General features: G+C 58.9%; 19 protein-coding genes and 3 tRNA genes. 8 read left to right on the top strand and 14 right to left on the bottom strand.

All coding sequences use genetic code 11. The features are described 5' to 3' along the window. From ACZM22_RS08900 to ACZM22_RS08860, 9 genes are all read right to left on the bottom strand, one after another. Positions 1-911: winged helix-turn-helix domain-containing protein (locus ACZM22_RS08900; protein ID WP_489543804.1), on the bottom strand; the 911-nt coding region annotated here is incomplete at its 3' end. A gap of 145 nt (positions 912-1056) precedes the next feature. After that, on the bottom strand, positions 1057-1305 hold the full coding sequence (locus ACZM22_RS08895; protein WP_489543803.1) for a hypothetical protein: 249 nt from the start codon (positions 1303-1305) through the stop codon (positions 1057-1059). Between the two features lie 326 nt (positions 1306-1631). Further along, positions 1632-1901: a Veg family protein gene (locus ACZM22_RS08890; RefSeq protein ID WP_489543802.1), complete on the bottom strand. Its 270-nt coding sequence runs from the start codon at positions 1899-1901 to the stop codon at positions 1632-1634. Positions 1902-1935: 34 nt separating this feature from the next. Then, entirely contained in the window at positions 1936-2058 is a 123-nt protein-coding gene (locus ACZM22_RS08885; RefSeq protein ID WP_489543801.1) for a hypothetical protein, read from the bottom strand. Positions 2059-2383: 325 nt separating this feature from the next. After that, entirely contained in the window at positions 2384-2962 is a 579-nt protein-coding gene (locus ACZM22_RS08880; RefSeq protein WP_489543800.1) for a cytidylate kinase-like family protein, read from the bottom strand. After that, a complete protein-coding gene (locus ACZM22_RS08875; protein ID WP_489543799.1) occupies positions 2959-4365 on the bottom strand; it encodes an MATE family efflux transporter in 1407 nt (468 codons plus the stop codon). Before ACZM22_RS08875 ends, ACZM22_RS08880 begins: the two co-directional genes overlap by 4 nt. Before the next feature lie 333 nt (positions 4366-4698). Further along, positions 4699-5094: a hypothetical protein gene (locus tag ACZM22_RS08870; RefSeq protein ID WP_489543798.1), complete on the bottom strand. Its 396-nt coding sequence runs from the start codon at positions 5092-5094 to the stop codon at positions 4699-4701. Positions 5095-5432: 338 nt separating this feature from the next. Then, a complete protein-coding gene (locus ACZM22_RS08865) occupies positions 5433-6095 on the bottom strand; it encodes a sugar O-acetyltransferase (protein ID WP_489543797.1) in 663 nt (220 codons plus the stop codon). Between the two features lie 14 nt (positions 6096-6109). Then, positions 6110-7282: a PucR family transcriptional regulator gene (locus ACZM22_RS08860; protein WP_489543796.1), complete on the bottom strand. Its 1173-nt coding sequence runs from the start codon at positions 7280-7282 to the stop codon at positions 6110-6112. A 121-nt stretch (positions 7283-7403) separates the two neighbouring features. Between ACZM22_RS08860 and ACZM22_RS08855 the strand changes: the two genes are divergently transcribed. After that, entirely contained in the window at positions 7404-7571 is a 168-nt protein-coding gene (locus ACZM22_RS08855) for a hypothetical protein (RefSeq protein ID WP_489543795.1), read from the top strand. Between the two features lie 53 nt (positions 7572-7624). Here the strand turns inward: ACZM22_RS08855 and ACZM22_RS08850 are convergent, their stop codons facing one another. Together ACZM22_RS08850 and ACZM22_RS08845 are read right to left on the bottom strand one after the other, a co-directional pair. Continuing rightward, positions 7625-8128 carry a YgjV family protein gene (locus ACZM22_RS08850; protein ID WP_489543794.1) on the bottom strand — a complete coding sequence of 168 codons (504 nt, stop codon included), beginning with the start codon at positions 8126-8128 and terminating at the stop codon, positions 7625-7627. 362 nt (positions 8129-8490) lie between these two features. Further along, a tRNA-Arg gene (locus tag ACZM22_RS08845) sits at positions 8491-8567 on the bottom strand. A 187-nt stretch (positions 8568-8754) separates the two neighbouring features. On the opposite strand from ACZM22_RS08845, the gene ACZM22_RS08840 reads away from it, so the two are divergent. The 3 genes from ACZM22_RS08840 to ACZM22_RS08830 all read left to right on the top strand — a co-directional run bounded on the left by ACZM22_RS08840 (position 8755) and on the right by ACZM22_RS08830 (position 10285). Then, complete coding sequence (locus ACZM22_RS08840) at positions 8755-9384, top strand: redox-sensing transcriptional repressor Rex (protein ID WP_483268662.1); 630 nt, start codon at positions 8755-8757, stop codon at positions 9382-9384. Between the two features lie 77 nt (positions 9385-9461). Further along, a complete protein-coding gene (locus ACZM22_RS08835; protein ID WP_483268661.1) occupies positions 9462-9611 on the top strand; it encodes a hypothetical protein in 150 nt (49 codons plus the stop codon). Positions 9612-9682: 71 nt separating this feature from the next. After that, positions 9683-10285 (top strand): NUDIX hydrolase, encoded by a 603-nt coding sequence (locus tag ACZM22_RS08830; RefSeq protein ID WP_489543793.1) that lies wholly within the window; start codon positions 9683-9685, stop codon positions 10283-10285. Positions 10286-10363: 78 nt separating this feature from the next. Here ACZM22_RS08830 and ACZM22_RS08825 read toward each other — a convergent pair whose 3' ends face one another. The 3 genes from ACZM22_RS08825 to sfsA all read right to left on the bottom strand — a co-directional run bounded on the left by ACZM22_RS08825 (position 10364) and on the right by sfsA (position 13727). After that, complete coding sequence (locus tag ACZM22_RS08825; RefSeq protein WP_489543792.1) at positions 10364-12130, bottom strand: Na/Pi cotransporter family protein; 1767 nt, start codon at positions 12128-12130, stop codon at positions 10364-10366. Between the two features lie 323 nt (positions 12131-12453). Beyond that, positions 12454-13032 (bottom strand): manganese efflux pump MntP, encoded by a 579-nt coding sequence (locus ACZM22_RS08820; protein WP_489543791.1) that lies wholly within the window; start codon positions 13030-13032, stop codon positions 12454-12456. Positions 13033-13049: 17 nt separating this feature from the next. Next, positions 13050-13727 (bottom strand): DNA/RNA nuclease SfsA, encoded by a 678-nt coding sequence (gene sfsA, locus ACZM22_RS08815; RefSeq protein WP_489543790.1) that lies wholly within the window; start codon positions 13725-13727, stop codon positions 13050-13052. Between the two features lie 180 nt (positions 13728-13907). Between sfsA and ACZM22_RS08810 the strand changes: the two genes are divergently transcribed. From ACZM22_RS08810 to ACZM22_RS08795, 4 genes are all read left to right on the top strand, one after another. Beyond that, positions 13908-13983: transfer RNA gene (locus ACZM22_RS08810), tRNA-Lys, on the top strand. 40 nt (positions 13984-14023) lie between these two features. Next, positions 14024-14098 (top strand) — tRNA-Glu (locus ACZM22_RS08805). Between the two features lie 237 nt (positions 14099-14335). Next, positions 14336-15673 carry an MATE family efflux transporter gene (locus ACZM22_RS08800; RefSeq protein ID WP_489543789.1) on the top strand — a complete coding sequence of 446 codons (1338 nt, stop codon included), beginning with the start codon at positions 14336-14338 and terminating at the stop codon, positions 15671-15673. Positions 15674-15731: 58 nt separating this feature from the next. Next, complete coding sequence (locus tag ACZM22_RS08795) at positions 15732-16154, top strand: RrF2 family transcriptional regulator (RefSeq protein WP_484424195.1); 423 nt, start codon at positions 15732-15734, stop codon at positions 16152-16154. Positions 16155-16159: the final 5 nt, after the last annotated feature.

The following is a 16159-nucleotide window of genomic DNA, read 5'->3' as shown; positions in this document are numbered from 1 at the left end:
CTGGTGTAGCATTCCAGGGCGTGGGCGTAGTCCTCCTTCAGCTCATAGTACAGCCCGCCCCGGCTGAAGAGCGCTTTGCGCTTTTCCTCGGTATACTCCCGTTCCATCTCCCAGCGGAGAAAAGCTCGGAACCCCGACCAGAAGCGGAAGCGCTGGCAGTCGTCGTAGCGCAGCATAGTGGTGTATCGAAGAAGCCAGTCCAGCCGTTCGCCGGCATGGGGATCGCCGCTGACCATCCGCGCCATTTCCAAGTCAAAGCTTTCAAAGGGAGCCAGCTCCAACAGGAAGCGCCGCACCGGCAGGTCAAAGCGCCGGTAGATGGCGGTCTCAAAGTAGAGGAACACCTCCCGGAACACCCGCGCCACCAGCTCCGGTGTCCACGGCTTGTCCGGGGACATGCACCGCGCCGTGATGGCCACACCCAGCGGATAGCCCGCGGATTCTTTCAAAATTCCGTCGATCTCGCTATCTGTTACGTTTGCTCCCGAAAGCTGAAACAGTCGCCGCACATCGTCCGCGTCAAAAAGCAGGTCGTCGGCCTCCAGCACCGTCATCAGCCCCGTGTACTGAAACGCCGTCAGGCAGCCGGGCGGCACACCGCGTGAGAGCAGCACGAAATGGCGCTCCGGACTTGAGCGAATCAATTCGCAAAGAGCCTGCTGTCCGGCTTCCTCCTGCATGAGCTGAAGATCGTCGATCAGCAGAATGTCCCAATCCTGCGCTGACGGTATGATCGTGCAGTCTGGGTCTGCCGCGCTTTGCCGCAGCACATTCCGCCCGCGCAGCAGCGCGTCCGCCAGTACGGTCTTTCCAAAGCCGCAGGGCGCGCTGAAAAAAAGGACTCTGCCGTGTGCCATGAAGCTGTCAAACCGTTTCTGAACGGAGGGCTTTATGATGATATTTTCGGTCATTTCTTCCCTCCCTTTGATACAGAGCGAGATTGTCATAAGCCTTTCGCTACTCATCTTAAGTTATATTATACGAGTCTGTTTCGAAATGTAAATCATCCCAAAGGATGAGACCCACTGCATAACAAACTGCTGTACATGTCAGCATTCATGAAGCATCCAACATTGGCTTCACCTGTATTGGATTTTCCCGTACAGGCACAGGTTTCTGTGCCTGCTCCTTCGGCAGCTCCAAAATGGTGTACTCGATGGCGCCAAGCTGTCCGTTCTCGTTGCGAACGCGCGCCCGGACGAGACAGCCGTGCGCCTCCAGCTCCCGGGCCCCGCCGCTGTCCCGCAGGTGGTAGTTGGACATGACCGTGTAATCTCCGGTCTTTTCGATGTGGAAAACTGCCATATCCGGCGCCTCCTTCCTCTGGTTTTGAAAAGTGCTGATTTTGACGCAAAAAGCCTCCGTCCTGCCTCCCGGACGCTCCCCATGGGGAAACACCCACGCCGCCTTTCAAGCGGCGCTCTGAGAGGAAAAAACAGAGGTTTTCGCACCTCAGAAAGGGAAAAGGCCGCAGCCTCCATAGCAGAGGTTGCGGCCAATCTCTCATAAGGAAATATATCCTTACGAACGGAATGTGTTCGTTTTGCCTGCGCGATTATGCCGCTCAGCACTGTCAGGCGATTTGCACCACCGTATCAGGATGCCCCCAAACCGGTCTACACGCCCACCGTTCAAATATCCAAAAGCTCAATATCGCGCGTCAGCACATCCGCGTATTGCAGCGCATGGCGCTTCGGCTGGCCGGACGAGTCTCCCTCCACCTGAAAGATGTGCCGATAGACGCCCGTGATCTTCACCGGAACATCGCGCAAATGCAGCCTTGGCTGCCGGAGGGACACATTGATGCGGATGTTGGGGTCGCTCCGGTAACGCTCCGAAATGCGCCGCCGGATCTGTTCAAGCTCATAAATTTCACTCATTATATCCACGCTTTCTATCACAAACCCGCCTGACTTCCATCGGGCGGGTTTGGTGTTAGTTGAAGTGTTCGCTTACATCAGCTTTGTCGTTATACTGCTTGCGGACGCGGACCAGCACAGATCCGTCGCTCTGCTCGGTTTCCTCGGTGATCTGATACCGGGTGCGGCTTCTGTCCATCGTCGCCTTGTAGCGGCTCACTTCGTCGTGGTTGACCTTGAACTGCTGCTCACGGGTCAGACCGCAATCGTCCTTCTATGCAAACCCCAGTGTTTGCAGGATGCACGCTGCCTTTACGCGCTTCATTGATTTCACCTCCCTCAGCCTCCGCCCGGTCAGAACGGATGCCCTTTTTCAGAGAGATGATCAGTGAACAAACAGCCTGTGCGCGCCAGTCTGCCGCCAACGCCCACTGCACCGGATGCACTCCCGTGATACCTTCGTATGGCTTAATTTTATCAAATTCGAAACTCGATTTCAAACGAATTTTTGAGAAAATGTCATCTCAATACAGCTCCGCGATGATGTCCACGCACTTGTCGATGCCGATAACGCCGCTGTCCAGCGTCAGGTGGTAGTTCTGGGCGTGGCCCCATTTCATATTGGTGTAGAAGCGGTGGTACGCGGCGCGGCGCTTGTCCTTATCCCGCAAACGCTCCTCCGGGGACTGCTCCCGCTCGCCGTAGACCTCCACGATGCGGTGGGCGCGGAACGCCAGATCCGCATGGATAAAGACCTTCAGGCAATCCGCCTTATCCTGCAAAATAAAGTCAGCGCAGCGGCCCACAATGACGCAGGAACCTTTTGCAGCAAGGTCCGTGATGACCTTGTACTGGTGCTCCCAGAGAATGTCCTCGTTGGTGGGACCGAACATCCGGTTAGAGAAAGCGTTCGAGAGGAAACCGCCGGGAGCGTACTCCCCCGCTTCCTTCACATAATCCGGCGCAAATCCGGTCTCCTTCGTCATCTCCTGAATGATCTCCGCGTCATAGCAGGGGATGCCCAGCTTTTCCGCCACCCTTTTGCCGATGGTGCGTCCGCCGCTGCCAAACTCGCGGCTGATGGTAATAACTCTGTTTTTCATGCGTTCTGCACTCCTTCCACATTCAATTCCCGATAGGTTTTCACGATGATGATGGCCGAGATGATAAAGGTCAGAATATCCGACACCGGCATGGAATACAGTACACCGTCCAGACCGAAGAACACCGGCAGCAGCAGGGCAAAGCCCACGCCGAACACCACCTCGCGGAACATGGACAGCAGTGTGGATGCCAGCGCCTTGCCAACCGCCTGCAAGAAGATAAAGCACGCCTTGTTGACGCAGGCCAGCACCATCATGCAGAGATAGGTGCGGAACGCCTTGATGGCAAAATCGGTGTAGTAGCTGCTCTCGTTGTCCGCGCCGAAAATGGCGATGAGCTGACGGGGAAAGCCCTCCGCCAGCACAAGCGCCACCGCGCCCACCAGCGCCTCGGCCACCAGCAGCTTGGTGAACAGTTCCCGCACACGAAGCTTTTTCTCCGCGCCCATGTTGTAGCCCACGATGGGGATGCAGCCTGCCGCCATGCCAACTACGATGGAAATGACGATCTGGAAGAACTTCATCACGATGCCCACCACCGCCATGGGGATCTGCGCGTACTGCTCCTGCCCGAACACGGCGTCCAGCGCGCCGTATTTGCGGAGCATATTGTTGATGGCCGCCATCGCCGCCACGAGGCTGATCTGGGAGAGAAAGCTGGTGATGCCCAGCGTCAGCATTCGTCCGCAGATGTTCCCTCGCAGGGCATAATCGCCGGACGCGGGCTTGATGATCTTCATATGCAGCAGATACCACAGTGCAAGGACTGCCGTGAACACCTGCCCGATGACCGTGGCCACTGCTGCGCCCATCATGCCCCATTTGAGGACGAAGATGAAAATAGGGTCGAGGATGATGTTGATGACGGCGCCTGCCAGTGTGGAGATCATGGCGAACTTGGGGTTGCCGTCTGCGCGGATAATGGGGTTCATGGCCTGCCCGAACATATAGAACGGGATGCCCAGCGTGATATAAAAGAAGTATTCCTGCGAGTGGTGGAAGGTCTCCTCATTCACCGTGCCGCCGAACATGGCGATGATAGTGTTTGCGAAAATGAGGTATACCGCCGTCAGGACAAGACTGCTGGTGACGCTTAACACCACCGCGTTGCCCACGCTGCGCTTGGCCTTGTCCGCCTCGTTTCTGCCCAGCGCCATGCTGACGAAGGCGCAGCAGCCGTCGCCCACCATGACGGCGATGGCCAGCGCCACCACCGTTAGCGGGAATACCACCGTATTGGCGGCGTTGCCGTAGGAGCCGAGGTAGCTGGCGTTGGCGATGAAGATCTGGTCAACGATGTTGTAAAGCGCGCCCACCAGCAGCGAGATGATGCAGGGGATGGCGTACTGGCGCATGAGCTTACCGATACGCTCCGTCCCCAAAAACTGATTTCCGGTTTCCATATAATTCACCTTTCTTTCAAAAAATAAAAAATGCGTAAGTCCCAACATATCCGGACTTACGCATTTCTGCTACACGATTTGCCTATGAAGTTTTCTCCCATCTTGCCATTTCTCACCCGATTCCGCAAAAAAGCGTGTGGCTGCTCTGCAACTGGATTTACGCAGAAACGCCACACGCTGTACGCTTATTATAGCAGAGGCAAATCGGAATTTCAAATGATTTTTTCACATCCGATGCCGCTTTTTATTCCATATTATTTCGAGAAGACTGCTGCGATGTGATGCTGCACAACAATGCTTTCTCAATCATGTCCACCTTCTGAGACCGTCCCATCAGCCGATAGTATTTGCACCATAACTGCGGCGATTGCAGCGGGATGACTTCTGTCCCAAGCGGCATTTTCTCCACGATCTGTTCTTCACGCAGGGAGCAATCATGACCGTTCCCTCATGCACGATGGCAAAGCCTGCCATGACATCGACCTCGATCGATTCTATGAGGAATTCCATAAAGGTCTTCGTCCGGTACATGGGATTCGGCACGGGGTCAGATGGGCGGAGTTCGCCCATTTCCAATAAAATCGTGCGGACACATTCGGCGTCATGGTCAGCAACCATTAAATCAATATCGTGGAACGCAGAGGTGATGCCCTTGAAATACAGCAGCATCGACGCGCCCAAGTCCCACTGCACATGGGCAGATTCGCATATCTGCTTCATGTCTGCCACCCGATATGCTCATTCTATCAAAAACGCAGAATAATCAAGTTCACCGACGAGCGCGGGCAGCTCATCCGCCCGGACACCTTCACCAAGCGGCTGCGGAAGATCTATGCCGCCCTCCACCACGCTGGACATCTACACCCACGCCTTCGACAAGAACAAAAAGGCCGCCAGCGCGGGATTGCAGGGAATGTTGGAGATATGAGCATTGGATAGCTCAGTTGGATCGCAAAATGTGCAGTAGTGGTCAAATCAGGTTTCAATTCCCATTACTTTTCGCATACAAAAACCGTCTCAAACGTATCGTTTGAGACGGTTTTTGTAATTGCTCCCAGATTTTGTTGTCACCGCTGCGCATCGGGCAGTTCGTTCTTCACATACTTCTCCCATACATGCAGGCGGTCGCGCTCGCCGATCTGCCGCAGCACTCTGGCGGGCACACCGGCAGCGATACTGTTGGGTGGGATGTCCCGTGTCACCACCGCGCCTGCGGCGATGATGCTGCCCGCTCCGATGGTCACGCCACCGCACACCGTCGCACCGGCGCACAGCCAGCAGTGATCCCCGATGGTGATGGGTTCGGCATACTCCAACGCATGGCAGCCGTTGGGGTAATCTGTATAGGCTCGTTCTTCGGCGATAAACGGATGGTTGGGCGTGGCCAGCGTCACATTGGGTCCAATGAGTACATTGTCCCCCAGCGTAATGGGCGCTACATCCAGAAATACGCTGTTGTAGTTGACGAAGCAGTTCCGCCCCACATAGATATTCACGCCGTACTCGCAGTAAAAGGGTGCAAACGCCTCGAAATTCTTCCCTTTTGCGGAGGGGATCAGGCGCTCCAGCGCACGCTGTTTGGTCTTTGCGCACCACAGCGGGAGGCGGTTGAACCGGTCACAGCGGCGCATACCAACCCGGTGCCGCTTGGCAATCTCCGGATCGACAGGCGTATAGAGACGCCCCGACACCATCCGCTCCCATTCACCGATCGTCCTGTTCTTATCCATGATCAGTCACTCCTTTATGTGCGCCTGTACCGGTACAGATACAGGGCCGTTTCCAATGCCAATCGCTTCATCGGATCGACCGGATCGGCCTCCAGCAGCATCCATAGCTGCTGAAGCCGGTAACTCACGGTGTTGTAGTGCAGGTGCAGCTCCCGTGCCATCCGGCGCTGGTTGCCCATACAGCGCAGCCAGCTCGCCAGCGTGTCCAGCAGCTCTTGCCGCCGCGGCTCTGGCTGCCGCAGGAGCGTTCCCAGCTGCCGATGGATATAGGCGTCCGTTTCCGCCGGGGAGGATTCCTCCAGCAGCCGTACCACCCCCGCTGGGTCGTCTGTCACGCAGGGTGCTTCCGATCGCGCCGCCATGCGGAGCGCCGCGCGGGCACTGCGGTCTGCTTTCTGAAAACCCATCGTACCGCCGTAGGGGCGGCTGATGCCGCAGATAACGCCGTGGACGGCGGCAAAGTCCGCCATCACCTGCCACAGCGGTATCTCCAGCGCGAACAGGTCGTCCGCCTCCAGCGCCAGCAGAAAGCCATCCTCCGACAGTGCGCCCCACATGTCCGCGCCCAACGCCCGGCAGCGCTCTTCTGCCTCGTGCAGCCAAGAGCGCCGCTGCAACTCCGGCGCATCAGCCCGTATCCACAACAGGATATGCGGACATTCCAAATGGATACCGGACTCCGCCGCCTGCCGCTCCATCGCTTCGCTCAGCGGCGCGCCAGAGATGAGATGGTGCAGTAGTACGGCCAGCTGCCGCTCCTGCTCCGCCGGTATTCGCCGCCGTGCGATCTCGCGGGACACCGCATCGGCCAACTCGGCAAAGCGCATATCGGTCGGCAGTTGGAGCAGCGGCAGTCCCAGTCGGTCAGCCTTCTCCGCCAGCGCCGCCGGCAGGGGGCTGGGCAGGTAACGCCCCGGCTTGATACCCACACCGGACAGGCCTTTTTCTGCCGCCGTGGGCAGCAGCGCATCCACGGCCTGCGGATCGTCTGCGATGGCAAAGCCAGTGGTGATGAGCAGTTCTCCCTGCGCCAGCCAGCGCGCGTAGTCCGGTGTGTCCGTCAGATTGACACCGCTGACCCTACGGCCAAGTCCCGCCGCGCCGCCGCAGACCGTGCAGCCCGCGAACACGGGCAGGCGCAGCACCTCCTGCAGTGTGGGATAGTCCGCTGTGTGCTGTGATGTCATGGCTTCTGCCCCCTTGTGATACTATCACAATTTTCAGAGAAATGTTCATTTATTTTTGCCAATGGAACAGACCGTCCGTTGTTTTATGATAGCGGTAGTAAAACGAACGGAGGTATATTCCATGGCAAAGCAAATGAAACAGGATACTCCCTCAGTCCCCCGCAAGCGGAGACTGGCCGCGCTGATAGCAGCCACCCGGTGCGCCGGAGAGAAACGTGACACGCTCTCCTGCCATGCCCGCCGCTGCACCGCCTCATCCATGGCGCAGGGTCTGAAGCACTACGCCTGACGCGGCGCACCCCTTCGGCAGACTCCCCCGGCAATGTGCCGGGGGCTGTCCGTTCAGGACCTTCTGGATTCCTTCTTCAGCAGGGACGCCGCCGTGATGATGGTCAGTACCGACTCTGTCACCATGCCGGAATACGACCGTACCGCAATGACATACACCAGCCACGACAGGCCGCTGGCAATGCCCGCCGCCTGTATCACCCGCTGCCTGGACTGGAAGAACGGCAGCAGCGCCACCAACGATGCCACGATGGGCAGTACCGTCACTGGCGTCTCATAGGTCACCACGGCAATCAGCAGAAATACTGCCACGATGGGTATCGCGGTGACCAGTCTACTCCAGTTGAATTTCTCCTGCAATAGGAAAAGCAGCAGCACGACGATCTGGAAAAAGCTGCACAGTGCGCCGGAGCGTGCGTGGAGCAGCGTGTAGTGGATGGCGAAGATCAGGTTGGCCACCACCTGCCACAGCAAGATGGTACGCTTGTCATTCTGCCAGTAGCTGAGACCCATGGCGATCAGTGCGCCGAACCCGATGAGTTGGTAAAATATGTTCATCCGTCGTTCCTCTTAATAAAAAACGCCGCACACCCTGTCGGATGCGTGGCGAAAAATGAAGGCAATGCTCCAGAAAAATCCACACTTGTTTTGGAGTTTCATTGTACCATGGGACAGCCGTATTTGTCAATTGCGGCAAAGGACAACCTCCAAAAGCCATGGGCTTTTGGAGGCGAGTGTGATTGCCCACAACTTTTGTTGTCCGCACCCCCGCATATCGCAAGGAAGGGGGAGCGTGAGGGGGGAACCTTTGACGGGTTCCCCCACTCGTGTTCAATCACCCGCCCGCAGGCGACCGGTTTTGCGCTGCAAAACCGTACCAACACGAAAAAAGACACGCTTCTGCGTGTCTTTTTTCGTGTTGGTACGCCCGACTGGATTCGAACCAGCGGCCTTTAGAGTCGGAGTCTAACGCTCTATCCATCTGAGCTACGGGCGCATATTGGGTTGTGTGCTGTCCATCAGCCAGAGTATTATAGCAGTTCTTCCGCCGGATGTAAAGCGATTGAAAAAACTTTTTTCAAAAAGATTGTTAAAAAAGTTGACAACTATCGTCTCATGCGGTAGAATATCACTATATTTCAGGTGCCCCCGCACCGCATCCTATCCCAAAAGAAGGTTTTTGTATGAAGAAACAGAAGATCTCCGACGCGGTGATCCATCGGCTTCCCCGCTATTACCGCTATCTGGACGACCTGTATAACAAGGGTGTTGTCCGCATCTCCTCCAACTCTCTGGGCGCAAAGATGGACATCACCGCCTCCCAGATCCGCCAGGATCTCAGCTGCTTCGGCGAATTCGGCCAGCAGGGCTACGGTTACAACGTGGCGGAGCTGCGCGCCGAGATCGGCCACATTCTGGGCATCGACAGCGGCCACAAGATCATCGTCATCGGCGCCGGCCACCTGGGCCACGCGCTGCTGCAGAACTTTGATTTTGATAAGGTGGGCTTCCGCATCGACTCCGCCTTTGACGTCTCTCCCGCCCTTGTGGGCACGGAGATCCGCGGCATCACTGTCCGCGCCATGGACGAGCTGGAGGAATATGTCTCCAACTACCACCCCGACGTGGCGGTGCTCACCGTACCTCAGAACGTGGCCCAGTCTCTGGCTGACCGGCTCATCGCTCTGGGCGTCCGCGGCTTCTGGAACTTTACCAATGTGGAGCTGTCTACCGATGAGCCCGGCGTGTTCTTCGAGGACATCCACTTTGTGGACACCCTCCTGACCCTGAGCTACCGTATCTCCCGCCCGTAAGGGCACACTTTCCCGCGACCGGCATACTATGGGAATGAGACCGGCAAGACGGTCAATTCTTCATAGGAGGTCACACTATGTGTAATCAGAATTCCTGCTTTGGCGGCGGCAGCTGCTGCTGGATCATCATCGCCATCATTCTGCTGTTCCTGTTCTGCGGCAACGGCTGCGGGAATGGCTGCGGCTGCGGGAACAACGCCAGCAACGGCTGCGGCTGCGGCTGCTGATCCACTCCGCCGGACCATCGGACTCCCCCGCCTTGCGGCGGGGGAGCTTTTTCAGAAAGGACGTACAAGCCATGGATCTCTCCTCCCTGCGCCGTGCCTACACCGGCCACGTGCCCGACCTGATGGGCGCACGCGGCGGTTCCGCCGTGCTGGTTCCGCTGGTGGACGCGGCGGACGGCCCCAGCCTTCTGTATGAAATACGCTCTGCCACGGTCCGGCAGCCCAATGAGGTCTGCTTCCCCGGCGGCAAGACCGAATCCGGCGAAACGGCGGTGCAGTGCGCCCTGCGGGAGACATGGGAGGAGCTGTCCATCCCGCCGGAAGCGGTGGAGATCATCGGCGAGATGGACTTCCTGCACATCCGCTCCAACTGCCTGCTGCGGCCGGTGCTGGGCCGCGTGGACGGCGCTGCGCTGGCCGATATACGCCCCTGTGCAGCGGAGGTAGCCGAAACCTTTCTGGTGCCGCTGGCCTGGCTCCGCGACCACCCGCCCGCTGTGTATATCCACCGCCAGCCGGTGTCCATCTCCGACTTTCCCTATGAGGACGCGGGCATCTCCGCCGACTACCTCTGGCGGCCCTATTATATGGAGGTGCCGGTGTACCACGGTCTGCCCCACCCGCTGTGGGGTCTGACCGCCCGCATCACCATGGATGTCGTGGCCCATCTGTAAATGCCGCACTTCCCCCTCGATATTGTGCGAAAAGTCCGTATTCCCGGTGGAATACGGACTTTTTCCATCTGTTTCGGCTCACGCCTTCTCCGGCGCGGGCAGGGCGTATTTTTCCGCGTAGGCGTTGAACCGGCGGCGGTAGTCGCCATCGCTGTGGCGCACGTTGTGCAGCGTCTCGTGGAGGTTCAGGTCGTGCTGGGCCGCGTCGATAACGCAGCCGGCGATGTTGGAGCAGTGATCGGAGGTACGCTCCAGATCCGTCAGCAGGTCGCACCAGACGAAGCCCGCCTCGATGCTGCAGCCGCCCTGCTGCATCCGCAGGATGTGCCGCGTCCGCATCTGTTCCTTCAGTGCGTCGATGACCTGCTCCAGCGGCTCCACCTGAGCGGCGGCGGACACATCGTTGCTGCGGAACGCCTGCACGGCGCTGGACAGGATATCCTGCACGGCGCCGGACAGCACTGCCAGCTCCTCCTTTGCTGCGCCGCTGAACGTCAGCCCCTTATCCCGCAGCTCCTCTGCGGATTCCAGCACGTTCACCGCGTGGTCGGAAATGCGCTCCAAATCACCGATGGTCTTCAGCATCTCCGTGGCCTCCTCGCTCTCCTCCGCGCCCATCTGCTGCGTGCTGAGCTTCACCAGGTAGGTACCCAGTACATCCTCGTAGTGGTCACAGCGCTGCTCATCGCGGCGGATGCGCTCCGCCAGTTCCGGCGTATAGTGGTCAAAGCTGTCCAGTGCGGCATCCAGCGCACCGGCGGCACAGGCCGCCATCTCCTCCGCCACGGCGCGGCAGCGCTGGAGCGCCAGCGGCGGCGTGGCCAGCAGGCGCTGGTCCAGCTCCACCGGCTTTTCCGCCTGCTCCTGTGGGCCGTCCGGCACGATGCGGATGGCTAATTTTTCCAGCAGCCCACCGCAGGGCAGCAGTATGGCCGTGCAGATGACGTTGAAGCAGGAGTGGGCGATAGCAATGCCGTACATGGTGGCACTGTCGTGGAGGATGCCGGGATCGAATATGGCCTTGACGACGCAGAACCCTGTCAGCAGCACCGCCACGCCGATGACATTGAACAAAAGGTGTACCACAGCCGCTCGTTTTGCGTTTTTACTGGTGCCTACGGAGGATAAAAGTGCGGTGACGCAGGTGCCGATGTTCTGCCCCATGATGATGGGGATGGCGGCGGCATAGCTGACCTGACCGGTGACGGCCAGGGCCTGCAGGATACCCACGGAGGCGGAGCTGGACTGGATGATGCCGGTCAGCACGGCGCCGGCCAGCACGCCAAGCAGCGGATTTTTGAACAGCAGAAACAGCTGTGAAAAGGCGGGCACATCGCGCAGGCCCGCCACCGCACCGCTCATGGTGTCCATGCCGAACATCAGGGTAGCGAAGCCCAGCAGGATGGCGCCGGTATCCCGTTTTTTCGGATCTTTGCCGTTCATGTAGAAGAAAATACCGATCAGGGCCAGGATCGGCGTAAAAGAGGTGGGTTTCAGCAGATTTACCCACACATTTCCCCCATCAATACCGGCTAAACTCAGCAGCCACGCCGTCACCGTGGTGCCCACGTTTGCTCCCATGATGACATTTATGGCCTGCCGCAGGGTCATCAGGCCGGAGTTGACGAAGCCCACCACCATCACCGTGGTGGCCGATGAGCTCTGGATCACCGCCGTGATGGCAAGACCTGTCAGAAAACCCGTGAATACGCGGCCCGTCATCCGGTCCAGCAGCGTCCGCAGCTTGCCGCCGGCGCGGCGCTCCAGCGACTGGCCCATCAGATCCATGCCGAACAGGAACAGGCACAGGCCGCCGATCATCGTCAGCACATCAAAGATACTCATATTGTTCTCTCCCGTTTACTCATTCTCATATTTTACACATTCCTGACCGATACCATCGTAACAGGTCAATGTCAAATCCAACGTATCGGTTTTGTAAAATCCATGTAAAATTTTATCGCCTGCGGCGGCGAGCATCGGGGCGGGAGAAGTCGCCGGAGCGGGACACGGCAGGGCAGGGCGGCGCGGCGAGACGAGGCGGGCGAGGCGAAGGGTACAAAAAAGGGGGCACGCGGCGCGTGCCCTCTTTTTTGACGCTTTTGGCAGATATGCTCGAGGATCGCTTTTGTTTTTTTGCAGCGATTTTCAATGAGCTTTTGCAGCTTTCACAGGACGCCGAAGTGCTCCAGCAGGATCTTCAGGCCGATGAGGATCAGGATGGCGCCGCCTACAAATTCCGCGCGGTTCTTGTACCGCGCACCGAACAGGTTGCCCACGAACACACCGGCCACGGAGATGGCAAACGTGGTACAGCCGATGAGGGCGGCCGCGGCGTAGATGGGGACGGTCAGTTCCACCATGGAGAAGCTGACGCCCACAGCCAGCGCGTCGATGCTGGTGGCGATGGCCAGCATCAGAAGCTCCCTGTGCCGCAGCTCCGCCGGCTCCGGTTTCTCCTCTTCTTTCTCCTTTGCGGACAGGCTCTCGCGGATCATGCTGCCGCCGATCCAGGCCAGCAGTACAAAGGCGATCCACGGGGCCATCTTCGTCACATGGCGGGCAAACTGGGACCCCAGCAGCCATCCGGTCAGGGGCATGACGGCCTGAAACACGCCGAAATACAGGCCAATGAGCAGGGTCCGCTTCCGGTTCACCCTGGGCATGGCCAGCCCCTTACAGATGGCCACGGCGAAGGCGTCCATGCTCAGGCCCACGCCCACCAAAAAAATCTCCAGCAATGTCATCGTATCGTCCCTCTCCTCTATAAGATCACCGGTACCGGCCGGTCTATCACGATGCTGTCCGGCGCGACGCGGCAGGTATACGCCGCCGCCTGCACCCCCGCGGCTACCGCCTGACGCAGGGCCTCGCCGAAGGCGGGGTGGGTCGCATCGTTGGGCGCGAAGTCTGTGACCTCCGCCATCTGTATCACAAAAAACACCGTGGCCCGATGGCCCAGCGCCACGGCGCTCGCCAGCTCCCGGAGGTGGCGGACGCCCCGCTCCGTGGGGGCATCGGGAAACAGGGCGTGGCCGCCGTCCTCCAGCGTCACGCCCTTCACCTCCACCAGGTGCAGGCCCTGTGGTCCCTGCAGGCAGAAATCCAGCCGCGACCGGCCAAAGGTGAACTCCGGCTTCACCAGCCGGGCCGCAGGGTCAAAGATATGCGCCCACTCGGCGAATACGCGGTTGGGCGCCTGGGCATCCATGTTGATGAGCTTATCGCCCTTTTCCACAGCGATGAGATCGTAGGCCGTGCGGCGGTCAGGGTTGGCCGCCCGCTCCAGATACACTGCGGCGTCCGGCGTCAGCAGCTCCCGACAGCGGCCCGTGTTCTTCACATGGCAGACCACCGTCTCCCCGCCGGGCAGCGCCACATGGGCGATGAATCGGTTGGGGCGGGTCAGGAAGCGGCCCCGTATCACCTGTCCGTACTGCATGCTCTCCCGCCTCCTCTGATGATATAGGCTTGTATCGTATCACAACCGGCGGTATTTGGAAAGCGATATTTCCGCATTTCTGCCTATTCTCCCGAAAAATACGAAAATTTTCAGAGACCACGCAAAAAACTCTTGCAAATCGGAAAACAATCTATTATAATAGCCGTGTCAATCAGACATGCACCTTTAGCTCAGTTGGTAGAGCACCTGACTCTTAATCAGGGTGTCCAGGGTTCGAGTCCCTGAAGGTGTACCAGCAGAAGATCACCGACCCCATCGCCGGTGATTTTCTATATGGCCCGTTGGTCAAGTGGTTAAGACAGAGGCCTCTCACGCCTTTAACATCGGTTCGAATCCGGTACGGGTCACCACAAAATAAAAGGACACACAATGTGTGTCCTTTTATTTTGTGGTGACAGTTCTTTTGCGGCGCAAAAGGACTGCGCCTGCGGGCGGGTGACTGCACGCGCAGGGGAAACCCGACGACGGTTTCCCCTGCACACGTCCCTTTCCCTGCGTTCTCTTGCCGCTTCCCGCGGTCCCACATACGCCACAGCGTACATCCGCCTGCCGGAAAGGCAGGCCATTACTGCATACAGGAGAATTTTATGGCCAAAAATATTCGCTTATCCGACCACTTTACCTATGGCAAGCTGCTGTGCTTCACGCTGCCGTCCATGGTGATGATGGTGTTCACGTCCATCTACGGCGTGGTGGACGGGCTGTTCGTATCCAACTTCGTGGGCAAAACGGCCTTCGCTTCGGTGAATCTGGTGATGCCGTTTGTCATGATCCTGGGCGGCATGGGCTTCATGATCGGCACCGGCGGCACGGCGCTGGTATCCAAAATTCTGGGCGAGGGCGATCCGGAGAACGCCAACCGGACGTTCTCCATGATGGTGCTGTTCACGTTGGCGCTGGGCGTGGTGCTGTCCGGCATCGGCATCGCATTCATGGGCCCTGTGGCCCGCTTCCTGGGCGCTACGGACGCCATGATGGCGGACTGCGTGCTGTACGGCCGCATCGTCACCGGCTTCACGTTCGCCTTTATGCTGCAAAACGTGTTCCAGAGCTTTTTCATTGCAGCGGAGAAGCCCAAGCTGGGTCTGAAGGTCACAGTGGCCGCGGGTGTCACCAACATGGTGCTGGACGCCCTGTTCATCGCGGTGTTCAAATGGGGCGTGGCCGGTGCGGCGCTGGCCACCGGTCTGAGCCAGTGCGTGGGCGGTGTGCTGCCGCTGGTGTACTTTCTGCAGCCCAACACCAGCCTGCTGCGCCTATCCCCCACCCGCCTGCGTATCCGCCCCATTCTGGCCGCCTGCGGCAACGGCTCGTCGGAGCTGATGAGCAACATCTCCTCATCGCTGGTAAGCATGCTCTACAACTTTCAGCTAATGCGGCTGGCCGGTGAGGACGGCGTGTCCACCTACGGTGTGCTGATGTACGTGCAATTCATCTTCATCTCTCTCTTCGTGGGCTACTCCATCGGCTGCGCGCCGGTGGTAGGCTATCACTACGGCGCGCAGAACCACGGGGAGCTGAAAAATCTGCTGGGGAAGAGCGTGCTGCTGATGGGCGGCAGCGGTGTGGTGCTGACGGCGCTGGCGATGGCGCTGGCCCAGCCCATGGCCCACCTGTTCGTGGGCTACGATGCCGGTCTGTTCGCCCTGACGGTCCACGCCTTCCGGCTGTTCGCGTGGTCGTTCCTGCTGGCGGGCTTCAACATCTTCACTTCCGGCTTCTTCACGGCACTGAACAACGGCGCCGTCTCCGCCGCCATCTCGTTCCTGCGGACGCTGGTGTTCCAGTCCGCATCGGTGCTGATCCTGCCCGTTTTCTTCGGCGTGGACGGCATCTGGTGGGCCATCACCGTAGCGGAGGTATTCGCGTTCCTCATCTCCGGCATGTTCCTGCTGCTGAAGCGGAACAAATATCACTATATGTAAGACTTGCGTTTTCTTCAACATACTGATATACTATGTAACTAAGAAAGGGGGGACCCAAATGCTGGTTTCCACCAAGGGGCGGTACGCCCTGCGTGTCATGCTGGAGCTGGCCCAACGGCCCGCGGACAGCTATACGCCGCTGCCGGTGATCGCGGAAAGGCAGTCGGTGTCGGAGAAATATCTGGAGAGCATCGTGGTCCTGCTGTCCCGGGCGGGGCTGGTAGAGGGCGTCCGCGGCAAGGGCGGCGGCTATCGTCTGACCCGCAGCATCGACCAGTACTCCGTGGGCGAGATCCTGCGGCTGACGGAGGGCTCGCTGGCTCCCGTCACGTGTCTGGAGGGGGCGGAAAACACCTGCCCCCGGGCCGGTCAGTGCCACACCCTGCCCATGTGGGAGAAGCTGGACAGCCTCATCAACGGCTATCTGGACAGCGTATCGCTGGCCGACCTGCTGAAGCAGACCGACGGCAGCAGCCTGTAAGCACA

It is taken from the genome of Vescimonas sp. (genome assembly GCF_057856985.1).
This window is presented reverse-complemented; position numbering and strand designations above follow the sequence as displayed.

Bases quoted from the DNA above. Each gene is read 5' to 3' on its own strand.
- ACZM22_RS08825 (WP_489543792.1), bottom strand. From the start codon at position 12,130: ATGAGTATCTTTGATGTGCTGACGATGATCGGCGGCCTGTGCCTGTTC.
- ACZM22_RS08800 (WP_489543789.1), top strand. From the start codon at position 14,336: ATGGCCAAAAATATTCGCTTATCCGACCACTTTACCTATGGCAAGCTG.
- ACZM22_RS08830 (WP_489543793.1), top strand. From the start codon at position 9,683: ATGGATCTCTCCTCCCTGCGCCGTGCCTACACCGGCCACGTGCCCGAC.
- ACZM22_RS08850 (WP_489543794.1), bottom strand. From the start codon at position 8,128: ATGAACATATTTTACCAACTCATCGGGTTCGGCGCACTGATCGCCATG.
- ACZM22_RS08865 (WP_489543797.1), bottom strand. From the start codon at position 6,095: ATGGATAAGAACAGGACGATCGGTGAATGGGAGCGGATGGTGTCGGGG.
- ACZM22_RS08835 (WP_483268661.1), top strand. From the start codon at position 9,462: ATGTGTAATCAGAATTCCTGCTTTGGCGGCGGCAGCTGCTGCTGGATC.
- ACZM22_RS08855 (WP_489543795.1), top strand. From the start codon at position 7,404: ATGGCAAAGCAAATGAAACAGGATACTCCCTCAGTCCCCCGCAAGCGG.
- sfsA (WP_489543790.1), bottom strand. From the start codon at position 13,727: ATGCAGTACGGACAGGTGATACGGGGCCGCTTCCTGACCCGCCCCAAC.
- ACZM22_RS08875 (WP_489543799.1), bottom strand. From the start codon at position 4,365: ATGGAAACCGGAAATCAGTTTTTGGGGACGGAGCGTATCGGTAAGCTC.
- ACZM22_RS08895 (WP_489543803.1), bottom strand. From the start codon at position 1,305: ATGGCAGTTTTCCACATCGAAAAGACCGGAGATTACACGGTCATGTCC.
- ACZM22_RS08840 (WP_483268662.1), top strand. From the start codon at position 8,755: ATGAAGAAACAGAAGATCTCCGACGCGGTGATCCATCGGCTTCCCCGC.
- ACZM22_RS08860 (WP_489543796.1), bottom strand. From the start codon at position 7,282: ATGACATCACAGCACACAGCGGACTATCCCACACTGCAGGAGGTGCTG.
- ACZM22_RS08885 (WP_489543801.1), bottom strand. From the start codon at position 2,058: ATGGACAGAAGCCGCACCCGGTATCAGATCACCGAGGAAACCGAGCAG.
- ACZM22_RS08795 (WP_484424195.1), top strand. From the start codon at position 15,732: ATGCTGGTTTCCACCAAGGGGCGGTACGCCCTGCGTGTCATGCTGGAG.
- ACZM22_RS08820 (WP_489543791.1), bottom strand. From the start codon at position 13,032: ATGACATTGCTGGAGATTTTTTTGGTGGGCGTGGGCCTGAGCATGGAC.
- ACZM22_RS08880 (WP_489543800.1), bottom strand. From the start codon at position 2,962: ATGAAAAACAGAGTTATTACCATCAGCCGCGAGTTTGGCAGCGGCGGA.